Raw genomic sequence first — 14,372 nt, 5'->3', positions numbered from 1 at the left:
TCATTTCCCCTGCGGTGACTCATGTTGCGCTGCATCTTGCTCGTCGTCAGCCTCTGGCATCGCCGGTGTCGTGTTGAGCACGCGACTGTATATCGCACGTACACCGCTTGCCGCTGCCTTGATCCCAGCTGGTGCTTGATCGATGTCCTGGCGGGCAATTTGCGAGAACGTGGACTCCCCGCGCAGCACCGCGGGGAGCTGGTCGGCCAAGGCGGGCGCCATGTGCATCTTGGCCAGGCACTGGCTCAGGTATGTCCGATCGCTGACCATCTCGATGGCGCCCTGGTAGGCGCGCTCGGCGGAGGTTCCATAAGCCTTGCGCACCTTTTCCCAGGCCGCCTCCGGCACCGGGCCCCAGTACCCGACCATCATGGCCAGGTCGATGATGTCGCGGCTGGCGACGGCCTTGTCGCGGTACCGGTCGGCATTCGCGAGCAGCTTCTCGGCGTACATGTCGCTGCGTGCGAGCGTGGGCACGCCCGTGACCGGATCAACCGCGCCGTCGATCTGGATCCGTCCTTCGCTGACGATCTCAAATTTGACCGGCACGTCGTCGACGCGAAGGAAGGTGCGGATGCCGTATCGGTCCGCACGCACGTCGCGCGCCAGCTCTACGGGCCGGGCGAAGATCTCACCAAGGGACCCGTTGTCGATTGTGTTGCGCAACTCGCGGTAGCCGTCCTGGGACGCGCACAGGAAATCGATGTCGACCGATTCGCGGTATTCGTCTAGCGCCAGCACGATTGCGGTTCCTCCGCCAAAGTAGCACTGGTTCCGCGTGAGGAAATCGGTGTTGAGGGCCGACAGCAGAGTCTGGATGCGGTTGTGGTGGTCGCGCTTAAACATTCATCAGCCCGTTGCCGTAGGTTTTGGTCAGCACCTCGATTAGGTCCCGCTCGCCTCTTTCGAGGCTATCCTGGTCGACAAAGCGCCAGTTGCTTTCGTAGAGCCCAAAAGCTTCTTCCGCCGTGATTTCGTCGTCCGGATGCCTGCTCCACGCGATGAGGGCCAGCTGGGGGTATTGCCCGATCTTCAGAGTGGTCGGCGGGGTATTCATGAACAGGATTATGGAGCGCTCGGGAGGAATGTCAACCGCAGGGAACTGCAACCACGCGTGGCCAATGTGGATAGCCTGCAGTCTTCCTCATCCATGACCTGCACCATGTTCGACAAAAACATCACCCCTGCCGAGTACAAGCACATCTTCAACGCGCGCGCCGACCTGGTCCGTCAACTGCTGATCGAGGCGCTTCGGGACCGCGTGCCGGCCGGCTACGTGCTCTCGGCCGATCGGGATCGCATGTACGGAGACGCGCTGCTGGCTCTGCGCCCGCTCCAGGTCGCCAAAGGCATGAAGATGATCTGCTTCACCCACGCCATCAACTACCGGTCCAGTATCAAGGAGGGCGAAGTGATCTACCGTCCCACCGTCGAGTTCCTGCGCGCCTGCGCGGACGAGAAGGGCGCAACGCTCTGGGGCACCGACCCGGCTTTCGGCGAAAACGGCCGTATGGAATTTAGCAGCGCCGACGCCGGCGATCTGGGGGCGATGGTGCGCGCGATCGCCGCGCAGGTGTGCTCGTTCGCTCCCTTCACGGATTTCGAATGGCGCCGCTGTGCGCACGATGACGGCGGGAAGTGGGAATTGCTCGACGGTGAGCGCTGCCTGCAGACGGTGTGGAAGTCCGGCAGCCGCTACGGCACGTTGATGGGCACCTGCCCTTCAACACTGGCCACTGCCAAGGCCGAGGCTGAAGCCGCGGCGCGCTTCATGATCGCATGCGAGCACCAAGAGCGCCTGGCCGGCCTCGCCGACGGCTTGGTGGAGACGAGCGTACCTGCAGATGACGAGGAAGTGTGCGCGCCAACCATATGAACGCTCGGGCTTGCGCCATGTGCGGCCGCGATCGGCTATCGCAGACTCATCAAGGCCGGGCTCGGCCGAACAGATGGCACAGCGAGGCAGTACGCAACAGCGGCAAGTGAAAGCTCAAGCGCACAACTTATCGAAATCTGATAGCATTGTTGTGCGCCGGCAGAAAGCGTTCTCTTCCCACCTCGGCAACGGGGTACGGAAAACCTGCTAATCAAATGCGTCATGCAGATCCGTTCCTTTTAGATCCGCAGACGGACAACGGGAAGCTCCGTCTTGTGCGGTAATAAAATCTAATGGGAATTTTATGACCTTCTTGAATATTTCTTCCAAGACGCGTGCTTCTATGGCGCGTCGACTTGCAAGCTTCCTCGAGGAGCACACGCGAGTTCAAATCCAACACACCTTAGCCAATAAGGCGATTGCCGCGATTTTTGGCCACAACGAACATTCTCTCTCGGCTGCGATCAAGCAGCAAGGTGGTATCAAGCTCGACGAACTGAATGACGGCCACACCGTCCGTTTGGGCTGTGCCGTCCATGGATGCACGAGAGATGCAGCTGTCGAAGTCCGGCTGTTTGACCTTTATGAACGGACAGATGGCGTCAGAATTTTTGACCAGCAGGACTATACGTGCCCTTACCTCTGTGATGAGCATGTTGCCGAAAACGAACGCGGTGCGATTGGAACGCGAGCCCCACGCGACATTACCCAATACCCGTTCAGCAATCAGCATAGAGCCCAAGGGGTAACGACTTATCGACCAGTAGAAAAAGAAGCTATCTCGACAAGTGGGCTTGTCGATTTCGGTGAAGGCTGGACGATGGCAGCCGCTCTAAAAGATGAGTTGATTACAGGATCGCGTCGCGTAAAAGATACTTTTTATGTTCGTGTTGGATCTCTTAAAACCGAGATCTCGATTTCCCTCAGGCGAGGTGAATTTGGTATTGAATTCTCCCAGAGCCACGTAATCAAAACTCCGATGCAAATAGACGGGTATCGTACAAGCCGTCCTTGGAACGATACGCCTGGAAGTGCGTTGCGCCAAGCGATCACCGGCCTAACGCAGTATTACAACGCGGCGACGAGAGCCGGGCATGTGCCCGATGAAAGCTGGCTAATCCCATATTAAAATTCTTAATTCTGATTAGCAACCGATCGCGGGCGGCGGCCGAGTTTGCCCGTCGGCTCGGAGGCGCTTATGGATGGACGGGCGCCTCCGCGACCATTGTAAAGTCCTCGTCGCCTTGGTCCTGCCAGCATGTCGACTGCGACCAGATCGTGTGGTCGTCCAGCCCGGCCAGCTCTTCCATCGCTGCGCGCTGATCAATGTGCACCGCCTGCAAAATCCCCTGACGCACCATTTCCAATAGCCTGGGCGGGAGCCCGATCGTGCGCTGGGCGCGGACGATCTGGGTTTGGGCGTCTACCAAGACGAGCAAGATGATGTTGCTATCGGTCTGGGTACGCGCCCAAGAGCGCATCAGTATCGCTTCGTCCAGGAAGGGCACGCTGATGGGCCAGACCTCCTCCTCGTTCGTCTTAAGTACCAACAGGAGCGCGCCGGCCGGCATCTTGGCGGACCGGCGTAACGCCACGGCTTGAGGTGGCGCCTTGATGTTGGTGATGTCTTCGTCCGTGACGTCAGGCAGGCTGACGATCACCACGGGATTCGACTGAGCGAGCGACATCATGACGGTGAGCTGGTCGGCCGGAAGTGCCGGGAACGGCGATCGCGCTCCAACAGAGACGGTGACGAAATGGGGGGACTGGTTCATGTTCATTCCACAACGGTGAGATTCTACAGGGACATGGCGCGATCGAGCCGCGGATTGCGGTGGTCACATAGCCGGCTGGCCAGGTTCGATAGCCGAGCGGTTGTCGAGGTCAGGAACCTGGGTCTCGACGACTGGTACCGGATCGACGTAGATCGAGTTCAGGTGCGACTTGAGGCGGGCGATCGCGCCGGCCGCGCCAACGAGTGTTGCTGGCGCTGCCGCCGGCGCTGGCGCGGTGGCGGTCAGCATCTGCGAGGTCGAGCCTCCAGCCGCATTGATGAACGAGCCCGTTATCGCCTCCACTTGCCGGCGCAGGTCCGCGGCCGTGAACGGCTGCCCGCCCAGCTTCATCGCAAGCAGTTGCCAGGCGCTCGGCACGGGCGGTGCACCCGATGATAGGGTCTGGTCGTTGAGGGTAATCTCGGGCGCGCCAAGTTGATACGGGCCTTCGAGATACCCGTGCGCCATCTCCTCCACCGCCTGGTGAAAACCAGCCATGTGGGCCTGGAACTCCGTGCTGGCGATGTAGTCTTTGCGCTCGGATGGGAGCGCGGCCGCGTACGTCTTCGAGGCGCCGGCCAAGCCTTCCGTGATCGCCAGAGCGAACGCCACGCCGTCCGAGTCGATCCGTTCCGGCGCTGTGGTCAGCAGCTCGCGGATGCGGTTCAGTGTCTCGCGAGAGTCGTGTAGGCCATCCGAGTCAGGCGATGCCGCCTCTGTCTCGCGGATTTTATACCAGTGGTCGAGCGCGGCCAGCGCCGCCGGGACACCGTCCTTCCGGGCCGTCGTGAGGATAGCCATCGCGTCTGCGGAGGATTCGCTGAACGTGACCGCGAAGCTGGCCGCCGATGGGTTGTGCGCCACATAGCGCAGCAGCGCAGGACCCAGCCGGCAGTGCATGCTCTCGTGTACCAGCACCTGGGCGCGCTGCTCCGGTGTTCCGGCCATCGTCGCCAGGTGCTTCGTCTTGCCGTAGTCGGTACGAACCCCTTCGATGACGCACTTGTCGCCGGGAAGCGCCGATGCCGTTGGGCCGACGTCCGGCTCCTCTTCCGGGTTCATCATCGTGATCACAGGCTTGAGGGGCGAGTGGCCGTCCGAAAGGTAGCGCGCGGCGATCTTCTTGACCGAAATGATCGATGCCTGCGTAGAGGCGCGATCGCGCGCGGTCGGCGCTGCGGCGGTGGCCGGCGCCGCTGCTGCTGCTGGCGCGGGCTGTGGAGCCGGGCCGGCAGCAGCAGCCGAAGCGACATGCGCGACTACGACCGTAGCGCCCATCAGCTTGGCAAACCGGCCGAAGTAATCTGGGCGAATTGCTGGCGCTGGCGCGACGACCTCAAGCTCGCCGGCGCCAGCGAGAAACGCTTGCAAACGGCTCAGCTGCGCGCTCATGGCTGGCCTTCCTTCACAATCGGATAGTCCGCAACGAAGCCCAGAGGCCCGGTCTCGACCACGAACACGCTCTCGGTGTTTTCCTCGAAGGCTCGGAGCACGCGTGCGCGCGCCTGGGCGTCTGAGATCACCAGCTCGCGCCCCTCGGCCGTGAAGAAGCCGCCGGCCCGCATGACGAACGTCGTCGGCACGCCCAAAGGCGGAATGCTGAGTATGGCGCCGGGCTTGTTTTGTGCGAACACGACGGTCGCGTGGATGGACGGCTGGCTGGGTATGGGCATGGTTTCGAGTGCACGTGCTGTTCGTTTGTGAATTCTACATCGTTGCTATAAAACATCACACGTTTCCTTGTGAGACCTAGGTGTCGATCCATAAAATGAGGCATCGAATCCTTGCTTTAGCTCATCCATGAACCAGCTCGACCTCTTCAGCCATATCACCGGCGCTTACGCCAGCGCGAGTGATGGCGAACTGACCAACGACGCCCTCTACAGGGCAGTCGCCGACCGCGCAGGCATCGACATCGGCGCCATGAACGCAACCGTCCCGATCGGAAAGGCGCGCACGCAGCGCAGCCCTATCAAGCGCGCCGTGCGCTGGTACCAGCAGGATCTGCGCGCGATGGGCGTCATCGAAAAAGTGCCCGATGCACGGGGCGTTTGGCGCCTCACCGAGGAGGCGGGCCGAAAACTCAAGAGGAGCCAGTCCAGCGTAAAGATGGTCGCGTTCTCGACGAAGCTGGGTGTGGCCATCTGGGGTTCGAACCAAGACGTCTACCCGCACCTGGGCCAGCCCATCATGCTCGCGCTGACGTCGCCGCCCTACCCTTTGCGCTGCGCGCGTGCCTACGGCAACGTCAACGAGCAGGAATATGTCGATTTCGTCGTCCGCTCGCTGGAGCCGATCGTCAAGAACCTGGCGCCGGAAGGGTCGATAGTGCTGAATGTGAGCCAGGACATTTTCATGAGCCGCAGCCCCGCGCGCTCCACCTACAACGAGCGCCTGGTACTGGCCATCTGCGATCGCCTGGGCCTGCATTTGATGGATCGCTTCGTCTGGCACAACGCCAGCAAACCACCGGGCCCGATCCAGTGGGCGAGCAAAGAGCGCGTGCAGGTCAACGTCGCATACGAGCCGGTGTACTGGTTCGCTGCAGACCCGCTGCGCGTCAACGCGGACAACCGCCGTGTCCTGCAGCCGCACAGCGCACGCCACGCGGCTCTAATCGCTCGTGGTGGTGAGCAGCGTCAGGCGGTCTTCGGCGACGGCGCCTATCGCATCAATCCGGGCAGCTTCGGGAACCCTACGGCAGGCGCGATCCCTCGCAACGTCCTGGCCTTTGGCCACCAGTGCGCCGACTCGGCCGCGCACCGCCGCCGTGCGCGCGACCTGGGGTTCGCCACGCACGGCGCGCCGTTCCCCCACTCGATCCCGAATTTCTTCATCCGCTTTCTGACGGAAGTGGGCCAGCTGGTGGTCGACATGTTCGGCGGTACCCTCAAGACCGGACTGGCGGCGGAGCGGCTGGGGCGTCGCTGGATGGTGACCGAGAACATTCTCGACTACATCCGCCCGAGCGCCGAGCTTTTCCGGCAGTTCCCTGGGTTCGAGATCAACCCAGGGTTCGAAGAAGTGCGCGGCGCCGGGTGATGCGCGTCTCGCTGGCGGAGGACCGGCGCCAAGCCTTGGGGCCGGTCCTGCTGGCCACCTTGACGTACATGACTCTCTCCTACACGCGGTAATATCGCGGTCGACAAGTTTCGTTCACGGCACCGATACACATGATCCCTGCGCATCCCGATCCTGCCCCTCTCACCTCTGTCCTGGCGACCGGATACGCCCCGCCTACGCCCGAGGCCGGGGTTCCGGACCGGATCGCCCTGGAGCTGGAGGGCGACTTGGCCCTGTCGCAAGCCCGCTATGCCGACGCCTTTGCGTCCTACCGAGCTGCACGTGGCGCATCCTGGCGCCTGCGCGCCAAGATGGGATGGTGCTGCTCCCATCTCAAGCAGTGGGACGCCGGCGCGAAATATCTGGGAGAGGCTGCGCGCCGCGGCGAAACGTTGCCGCTGCTGGCGCTGATTCGCTGCCTTGCTGGCATGAACAGCCGTGCCGGAGATCGGGACGCAGAAATCGACCGTCTGGTGCGTGCCCTGCTGGCTCTCCCTGACCCGGCCCCCCACTTCTATGAACTGGCCGACGTTCACGTGATCGACCCGGTGCTGCGCCTGCAGGCGCTGCGCAAGGGGTGGGAGAGCTTCCCCGCAGAGGTCGCGCTTCGACGCCGATACACCCGCGCGCTATGGGCGGCCGGCGCCCCGGAAGCGGACGTTTGCGCCCTGGTGCGCGAAGCGGCGGCCCCGGTCGATTCCGCTCCGGAGGACCTCTGGCAGGGGCACGAGATCCTGTTGAGCTTTGCGCGCCACCCGGAAGCGCTGGCGCTGGTGCGCCGGCTGGCCAGCGCCAGCGGCCGCCCGGATCGACTCGCACTCGCCTTGGTAGAGACGGATGTCCATGTCCTTGCCGGTGATCTCGACCGTGCGGCTGCCGGCCTCCAGGCACTCGTCGCGTCGCTGAACCTGGACGACGACCACGAGCGCGAGGTGGCGCTGCATGCGACAAAGGCCCTGCTGCAGGTGAGTGTAGCCCGCGGCGACGCCGGCGCGATCGCGGACGCAGCCAAGGCGCTGGCAGCCGCTTTCTGTCGGTATGGCGTCATGGCCGTGGTCGACCAGCCATCCCCTCTGGATCCTGACCTGGTGCTGATCACCGTCGGCGCGGAGTCGATCGCGTACCAGGTGTCCGCCGACCTCGTGCCGCTGCGGGAAGAGATCCTACGGGCCGTGGCCGACACCGATGTGCGGGCGCTCCTGACGGTGCTGTACGCGAGCCATGACGGGCCGTACGCGACCCTGTCGACCGACCAGGCGACCGAGCTTACGCTGGCCGCAGGTCAAGAGAGCGCAAGCCCTTTCATCCAGCGTCACGTCGGCTGGGCGGCGATGGATACCGGCCATTTCGTAGACGCCGGCAGGGCGTTCGCACGATTCGAGCTGGCGCGCGCGGCCGAGGCGCCGGCAACCTGGTCTGCCTACGACAACGATTCAATCTTCGACGATGAGCCTTTCAACGACGAGCAGGTGGTCGACCAGTTCGCGAAGGGCATGGTAGAGGCGTTCGCCGCCGGCACGCGCGGCCAGGGGGATTGGTTGGTCGATCACCTATATGAAATCGCCGCGACCTACTTGCGGACGCCGCTGCTGCAACACAAGCTACACACGCGTTTTCACACGCTGATGGATGCTATCGTGGATGCGCACCGGGCGGCCGGCGCCGAGCCGACGCCGGTCGTCTGGTTCGATTACGGCCTCGCCTGCCAGTACGTCGGACGCATTGACCAGGCGCTGGCCGGGTACGAAGCATGTCTCGCCCAGGATCACCACCACGCGGCCGCGTGCGCGAACCAGCTGATGCTCGTTCCGTTCGACGCCCGAAAGCGGATCATCATCGACCGGGCAATCGAGGAGTTCCAGGACATGGAGACGCCGACCTCGATCGCGGAGCTCACTCTCCAAGAGGCCCTGTACCTGCTGGCGCTGTACAGAGCGTGCAGTGGCGCCGAGCAGGATCTCGAGCTCGAGCCCTTTGGTGCGAGCGAGCATCCGTTCGCGCCGACGCCAGAGCTCCTGCAACCGCTGTTCCGGCTCCTACGTACAGGCGTGGTGAGGATCTCGCGGCAGACGCCGGCGTCTGCCTTCACCGTCGAGCAGTCCCCGGCGCGGGTCACTGCCTACGTGCTCCAGGACCTGTTCTGGGAGCTGCCGGCGGCAACGATGCGGCTCGTTCGCGAGATCGAGCAGGCCTGCCTGACTGGTGGCGGTCCAGAATCTTGGCGGGACCAGGCGCCCGAGGTAGCGCGCGAGTTGGCTGCCCACGAGTGCCTCGCGTACCTGCGGCATTGCGCTGACGATCGGACCTTGCCGATGCCAACCGGTGAAAAAACGATGCTCATGATCGAAAACGCGCTTACCAGCTACTCGGTCGCGCAGACTTACGCATTCTGCTGGCAGGGCGCTGCGGCGTCCGCCGACTTCAAGCAGCGCAGGAATGTCTCGGCCGTGCATGCGGGGAATGCGATCGTCGGTAATTGCCAGCGGCGCATCGACCTGGCTCGCGCAAAGAAATGGGAGGTGGCGAACTACACCCGGCCGCGGGAGGTCCGGCGCACCCACCTGAGCTTCACGCTCTTCGATGCTTTCTTGGGCTTCGGGGACCGGGCGTTCACTGTGCCGCTGGCGCAGCTGTTCGAGGATACTGGCGCTGGCCAGCTACATCAGCAGGCTACCTGAGATGATGGCGCTCTTCGACCAGCCGGCCGAGAGCGCCAGCAGGGTCAAGCGGCCCAAAACTGCAAGATTGTTCCCGCGACCAGGAAGGCAAGTGCCCCGATTCCCACCTTGGCAACCGTCTTGTCGAAATTCGAAGCGAGCGCGCTCACCTCGGCCGCCTCAACCATGTCTTGGTCGGCCTGCTCGAGAAACAAAGCAATCGCGGCAAGGTCCTTGCCCTGACCGGTCAAGCGGCGCATCGCTTCGACATGCTCCCGAAGGTACCGGTCCGCCTGGTGGCGATTCCTGGCGTTTTTCGCCGCCCAGATGAGGCCGAAGGCCCCCAGGACACCGCTTTCCATAATGGAGGCGGCTCCAGCACGGTTCATGAAGCGCTTCATCTCGGCCGAAAGCTGCGCGTCGGGGTTGAAGAAATAGAAGAAGAGAATGCAGAGCAGCAGCGTGATGGCAGTAGTGAGGAGTTGGCGGCGGGCAGTTGGGATTTTCGTGTACTTGGTAGAGCGCATGGTGGTTCCAGTTTGTGGGTTGAGGAGTGTTCCAGGAAAGTATAGGAACGGTACGGCGCCTGTCGGCCCCAGAGAGGGCTGAAAGGTCCGGTTATTTGAATAGCAGATGGGATTTATTTTTTCGCACCCGCCTCACCCACTCGCTGGAGCAAGCGCCTACAGCGTCGGCGCGCTCTCTGCCAGCTCGTCGACGCCTTGCTCCACGTCCGATGTCTTGGCGGCCGGGAAGTGTGGCCAGCCGGCTCGGTAGGATTCGAGGCGCTTGGCCAGGTATGTCCCAATCGCCAAGGCGTGACGCTGGCCATGCTGCTTCCAGACGCCGATGACCGTGCGGTGCGCTGCCGCAGACGTCACCAGGTCCTGCGCTACGCCGCCGGTGATGCCCAGCGCCAGCATGTCTCGGGCCACATCGCTCTGGAACATCCCTGTCGCGTGAATCCAAGCCAACTGGCCGAGCGCGTACGTTGGCGCGCCCGCGGCGGCAACGTTGCGAGAATTATCGGGCTCCTGGGCCAGGTGCCAGTCGATGAGCGCTTCCAGCTGCGCGCCATACTGGCCACCGTAGTCCCAGTATAGGCTGACGACGTCGCCGTCTCGGGTGGCGTCTGCTGAACGGATGGCAAAGCTCGCGTCTTCGTCCAGGCCCAGCGCCACCATCGACCGTAGCATCACCCGCCGGTCCATGCCCCTGTCCGTGAAGTACGCCAGCTGTTCGAGGGTATAGGTCTTCATCTGTATCAAGCCTTCTCCGCGCTCATGCGGCGACCATCTCACCGAGCTCGCGAGCGCGGCTCTCGGTGTCGACCTTCGACGTCACGCCCAGCACGGCGGCGTATCGGAAGGCGGCAGCTTCGCTGGCGTGGTCGGAAATCGGCACGGATATGCGTTCGACGAAGCCGTGCTTGTCGTGCCAGCGGGCCACCATCACCGACTCGCCAGCGGTGGTCTTCTCTTTGTGAACGAAGCAGACATGTTCGATCATCAAGGTCACGCAGTCGTCGTTGGAGCGTGCCCATGCAGGGATGCACGAGCGCTCGATCGCGCGCGGCGTCAGGCCTACGGTGCGCCAGGATGGCTCGTCGACGGCGCCGGCAAATGCGGCTTCAGTCCACTCGAGGGATGCGGCGAGCTTGCGCTCGGCGTCGATATAGCGGGTGTCCATCAGGTGCTCCTTCATGTTTTCGGGCGCCGGCGGCGCTTGTTGTTCCGTTATATGGCAATTCTATGTAGCGCCTGCCCGTTCTCACAAGGAAACGTGTTAGATTCCTGACGTGGAAAATGCCTCGACGGGACGCTGCGCCGGTTTTCGGGGCCGCCGCCATGCCCTATCATGTCGGTTCCGCGCTCCTCGGCTACACCATGCTGCTCACCGCCCAAACGCTTGATGAATTACACGATCGCCTGCCCGGCCTGAACTTCGAGGTGCCGCCGCACCCAGCGCCGCGCGGCGAGACGCCAGAGCTATATTCGGTCGTCCACCTGCTGGGCAGTATCCCGCTCTGCTCCGACGACTTCCCTCTGCAGCTCGCAAAACGGGAGCGGCCGGACTTCGCCCTGCAGCTGGGCGGCCGGTCGATAGGGATCGAACACACGGAGGCGGTGCCGGAAAACACAGCACACGAGAGCAGGCTGCGCGCGGCCCTGGGCGGCGGAGTCCACCTGGTAATGCCGGCGGTGGTCGGTGAGCCCAGAAAGTCACGCAAGCAGCTACTGAAGGAGATCGAGGAGAACAGGTTCCCGCCGCCAATGGTTGGTGACTCGGTAGAGCGGCGCTGGGCCGAGGCGATGGCGCACTTCATCGGGAGGAAGGTGGCCAGCGCCCAAAAGCCCGGCTACGCCGTCTACGACGAGCAGTGGCTCGTCATCTACGACAACTGGCCATCGTTCGCGCTGGAGCGCCAGCACGCCATCGCTCTCCTGCAGGGGCACCTTGCGGCCGACGATCCCTTCGACGTCTTCGATCAAGTATTTATCCTCACCGGCCGGGTCCTGGTGGAGCTGGCCGGTGGCCGCGCGCAGCTCCATCGGCTGAATCACGTCCACCGGGCATAGCGCACCTCCTGATCTCGGTAGCGCAAGGCTTTCTAACGTCACCTGTTCCACGTCAGGCACCACTGCTTACTTTGAACGCTGGCCGCTGGAGGCAACACCATGCAGCCAAATTGCTTGCCCTTCATCGTCAAAACTTGGTACCGCCGGCCGGTCCGGGTCACAAGCTCGTCGCCGACCTGGCACGGCTCGGAACCGTGCCAGGTCACGCGCAGCTTCACATGGTCGTAGGGCGCCTTCGGCATTGTCCGGCAGTCCGATTATGCGGCCGCGCGCTGGCCAGCCTGGTCACGTGGGATCATGAAGGCATCCTGCAGCTGCGGCAATCGATGGTCCATGCGACGATTTTGCAGGCGCTCCGGCTGAATCGTCGGCATCGTGAACACTTCAAGGCGCTCCGTCAGCATGCCGGCCCCGTTCAGCTTATCGACGACATCACCCGTTCGCTGGTCCCGGTCCTCCGGCATGATCGCCATGCGCGGCATATGGCTGGCCGGCGACGCATTGGCTGGCAGCGCCGGCATGCGCGACTCCCAGCCGCCCAGGCTTTCGCACATGGCGTGCCAGAGAGCCATTTCGGTGGACACCGCATCGAATTCGTCGTCGAGCACAACATGCTTCACGCGATGGGTTACCACGTCGTCGGCGAAAACCGCCCATCGGGTAATGACTTCGAACTCTTTGACACGCGCCGTTCCGGTATCGATGAGCAGGCCGTTCATGGCTTTACGGCCCGCCTTGCGGCTGGCGACGTAGATCCGCTTGTTCGGAAAAGGCTGGCGCATGACAAGGTCCACGCCATCGCGCAGAACGAGGCCCAGCGGTTCGACGGTTACATCGACCAGTTGAAGGGGAATTGCGTAGTTGCCGGTGTAAAAGCGTGGGGTGATATGGATCAGCATCGTCGTTCCTCTGTGGCTCGGCTACCGGCCGGGGCGGCGCGCCAGCGGCGCGGCTTTCTGGTCTCCCTGCGAAGCGCTTCTGCTCGACGGGGCTCTGGTCTATCACGCCCGCGGCGCGTCGCTGTCGGCCTCGGTCTCTTCGTCCTGCTCGGCCTGGCACTGGCTGTGCAGGCGCCGCTGCAGGACTTCCGGCATGCCGCTGCGCGCCACGTCTTCGAGGTGCTGGCCGAGCTCGGCAAACCCGGCCTCGCGGAAGGCCTGGGACACGCGCATCGAGCGATCCTCCGCGCGCGGCAGGAAGACCGCCCTCGCCTTTTCATACGGCTGCGGCAGGTCGTGCCAGAGCCAGGTGGCGCCGTATGACTGCATCGCATCGAAGAATGCGTTCGCGAGCTCGGGTTCGTCCTTGACCAGGTAGATGTCGTAATCGCCGCGCAGCAGCGCCACCGCGTTCGGGTCGATCGAGTAGTAATGCAGGGGCGCGCGCAGCGGTACCGGTGCGCCGATCCGCCCGGCGATGTATTTGGCTGCGGCGAGGTGGTGCGAGCCGCCATCGTTGACCACGAACATGCGCCCGTCCCATTGGTGCACCTGTAGCCAGTCGGTCGGCCGCTCGCGCAGCAGGCGGATTTCGTCGTGGGCCAGGTTCTTGCGCAGGCCGCTGATCGAGACGTCGCCGATCATTTCCTGCGAATTGGCTTTGACCATCTCATCGGTCGAGCGGAACTTCTCAAGATCCGATTTCGAATGTGCGAAGCCGTGCACGTCCTGGAGGTCGCACGACCAGGCGTGGACGGTCGTGCGGCGCACGAGGTTATCCAGCGCCGCGTCGTATTGGATAAAGCTGGACATCTGGCCACCCTGCATGCGCCAGCCCATTAGCTCGACGCGATCGGCGCGCCGGCGCTGTGCCGAGGCCGAGGTGAGGTGGTGCCACCGGGGCACGCGACCCATGTCGATGTTGTCCTCTGGCGCCAGCAGGTCGACCTTGAAGTCCGGGCGGTCACCCAGGAAGCGGCGCAGGCGCGCCGGGTTGCCGAGGGATTCGCGAACGTGGTCGCCGAGGGTCTGGATGAAGGAGCTCATGTCGCTGAGAGGGAGGTGGCCCTGTTGTTTCGTCATATGCGTATGATACGACACAAAAAACACTTGCGCTGTTGCAACCACGTCTGCTTGACATCAGTACCATTGCTCCTGTGCCGGCGGAACCCGCGCCCTCTTTTTCCTGGACGTGCGAAGCACGTCCCCTCTTCTGGTTGTCTCCAGTCCGCGCCACCGCTATTGGAATTGCAATTAACGGTCGGATAATTATACTAAACAGGCAGTACCGATCCGCCGCGGACCCTGGTCCCTGCCAGGCCGGGATCCTCCCCAACCTTGGTCCCTGACAAACCCCTTGTGCCTGACAATCCAAAAGGCCCGCCGCGCCCCTGGGCTCGCCCGGATCATGTTTCGGACAAAAAACTGGTTCTCGCCAATCCATGTTTTACCCAATCCCTGGGGTTCCCCCAACCCCGATTCGG

The 14,372-nt window shown here is 63.3% G+C and carries 15 protein-coding genes; 5 read left to right on the top strand and 10 right to left on the bottom strand.

Annotated elements, in window-relative coordinates; all coding sequences use genetic code 11:
• Together QPK29_RS20665 and QPK29_RS20660 are read right to left on the bottom strand one after the other, a co-directional pair.
• Positions 1-846, bottom strand: a complete 846-nt coding sequence (locus tag QPK29_RS20665) for a nucleotidyl transferase AbiEii/AbiGii toxin family protein (RefSeq protein WP_371771114.1) — start codon at positions 844-846, stop codon at positions 1-3.
• Positions 839-1,057, bottom strand: coding sequence for a hypothetical protein (locus tag QPK29_RS20660; protein ID WP_371771113.1), 219 nt, complete (start codon positions 1,055-1,057; stop codon positions 839-841). Before QPK29_RS20660 ends, QPK29_RS20665 begins: the two co-directional genes overlap by 8 nt.
• A 105-nt stretch (positions 1,058-1,162) precedes the next feature.
• On the opposite strand from QPK29_RS20660, the gene QPK29_RS20655 reads away from it, so the two are divergent.
• Together QPK29_RS20655 and QPK29_RS20650 are read left to right on the top strand one after the other, a co-directional pair.
• Positions 1,163-1,876: a hypothetical protein gene (locus QPK29_RS20655; RefSeq protein WP_371771112.1), complete on the top strand. Its 714-nt coding sequence runs from the start codon at positions 1,163-1,165 to the stop codon at positions 1,874-1,876.
• Positions 1,877-2,180: 304 nt separating this feature from the next.
• Positions 2,181-3,005 (top strand): hypothetical protein, encoded by an 825-nt coding sequence (locus QPK29_RS20650; RefSeq protein ID WP_371771111.1) that lies wholly within the window; start codon positions 2,181-2,183, stop codon positions 3,003-3,005.
• 67 nt (positions 3,006-3,072) lie between these two features.
• On the opposite strand, the gene QPK29_RS20645 is transcribed toward QPK29_RS20650, so the two are convergent.
• The 3 genes from QPK29_RS20645 to QPK29_RS20635 form a co-directional block, all read right to left on the bottom strand.
• Positions 3,073-3,651: a hypothetical protein gene (locus QPK29_RS20645; RefSeq protein WP_371771110.1), complete on the bottom strand. Its 579-nt coding sequence runs from the start codon at positions 3,649-3,651 to the stop codon at positions 3,073-3,075.
• A gap of 63 nt (positions 3,652-3,714) precedes the next feature.
• Complete coding sequence (locus tag QPK29_RS20640; RefSeq protein WP_371771109.1) at positions 3,715-5,043, bottom strand: hypothetical protein; 1,329 nt, start codon at positions 5,041-5,043, stop codon at positions 3,715-3,717.
• Positions 5,040-5,324, bottom strand: coding sequence for a hypothetical protein (locus tag QPK29_RS20635; protein ID WP_371771108.1), 285 nt, complete (start codon positions 5,322-5,324; stop codon positions 5,040-5,042). The genes QPK29_RS20640 and QPK29_RS20635 overlap by 4 nt, the downstream gene beginning before the upstream one ends.
• Positions 5,325-5,451: 127 nt before the next feature.
• Here QPK29_RS20635 and QPK29_RS20630 point away from each other — a divergent pair, with 127 nt between their 5' ends.
• Positions 5,452-6,693 carry a DNA methyltransferase gene (locus tag QPK29_RS20630; protein WP_371771107.1) on the top strand — a complete coding sequence of 414 codons (1,242 nt, stop codon included), beginning with the start codon at positions 5,452-5,454 and terminating at the stop codon, positions 6,691-6,693.
• Positions 6,694-6,824: 131 nt separating this feature from the next.
• Positions 6,825-9,392 (top strand): hypothetical protein, encoded by a 2,568-nt coding sequence (locus tag QPK29_RS20625; protein ID WP_371771106.1) that lies wholly within the window; start codon positions 6,825-6,827, stop codon positions 9,390-9,392.
• Positions 9,393-9,436: 44 nt separating this feature from the next.
• Here the strand turns inward: QPK29_RS20625 and QPK29_RS20620 are convergent, their stop codons facing one another.
• From QPK29_RS20620 to QPK29_RS20610, 3 genes are all read right to left on the bottom strand, one after another.
• Positions 9,437-9,898, bottom strand: coding sequence for a hypothetical protein (locus QPK29_RS20620; RefSeq protein WP_371771105.1), 462 nt, complete (start codon positions 9,896-9,898; stop codon positions 9,437-9,439).
• Positions 9,899-10,054: 156 nt separating this feature from the next.
• Positions 10,055-10,630: a hypothetical protein gene (locus QPK29_RS20615; protein WP_371771104.1), complete on the bottom strand. Its 576-nt coding sequence runs from the start codon at positions 10,628-10,630 to the stop codon at positions 10,055-10,057.
• 22 nt (positions 10,631-10,652) lie between these two features.
• Complete coding sequence (locus QPK29_RS20610) at positions 10,653-11,060, bottom strand: hypothetical protein (protein ID WP_371771103.1); 408 nt, start codon at positions 11,058-11,060, stop codon at positions 10,653-10,655.
• Positions 11,061-11,257: 197 nt separating this feature from the next.
• Between QPK29_RS20610 and QPK29_RS20605 the strand changes: the two genes are divergently transcribed.
• On the top strand, positions 11,258-11,950 hold the full coding sequence (locus QPK29_RS20605) for a hypothetical protein (RefSeq protein ID WP_371771102.1): 693 nt from the start codon (positions 11,258-11,260) through the stop codon (positions 11,948-11,950).
• Between the two features lie 257 nt (positions 11,951-12,207).
• On the opposite strand, the gene QPK29_RS20600 is transcribed toward QPK29_RS20605, so the two are convergent.
• Positions 12,208-12,849, bottom strand: coding sequence for a DUF6012 family protein (locus QPK29_RS20600; protein WP_371771101.1), 642 nt, complete (start codon positions 12,847-12,849; stop codon positions 12,208-12,210).
• Positions 12,850-12,951: 102 nt separating this feature from the next.
• Positions 12,952-13,971, bottom strand: coding sequence for a DUF6685 family protein (locus QPK29_RS20595; protein ID WP_371771100.1), 1,020 nt, complete (start codon positions 13,969-13,971; stop codon positions 12,952-12,954).
• Positions 13,972-14,372: the final 401 nt, after the last annotated feature.

The sequence above is a fragment of the Massilia orientalis genome, from assembly GCF_030411975.2.
Classification (GTDB): domain Bacteria; phylum Pseudomonadota; class Gammaproteobacteria; order Burkholderiales; family Burkholderiaceae_D; genus Telluria; species Telluria orientalis.
This window is presented reverse-complemented; position numbering and strand designations above follow the sequence as displayed.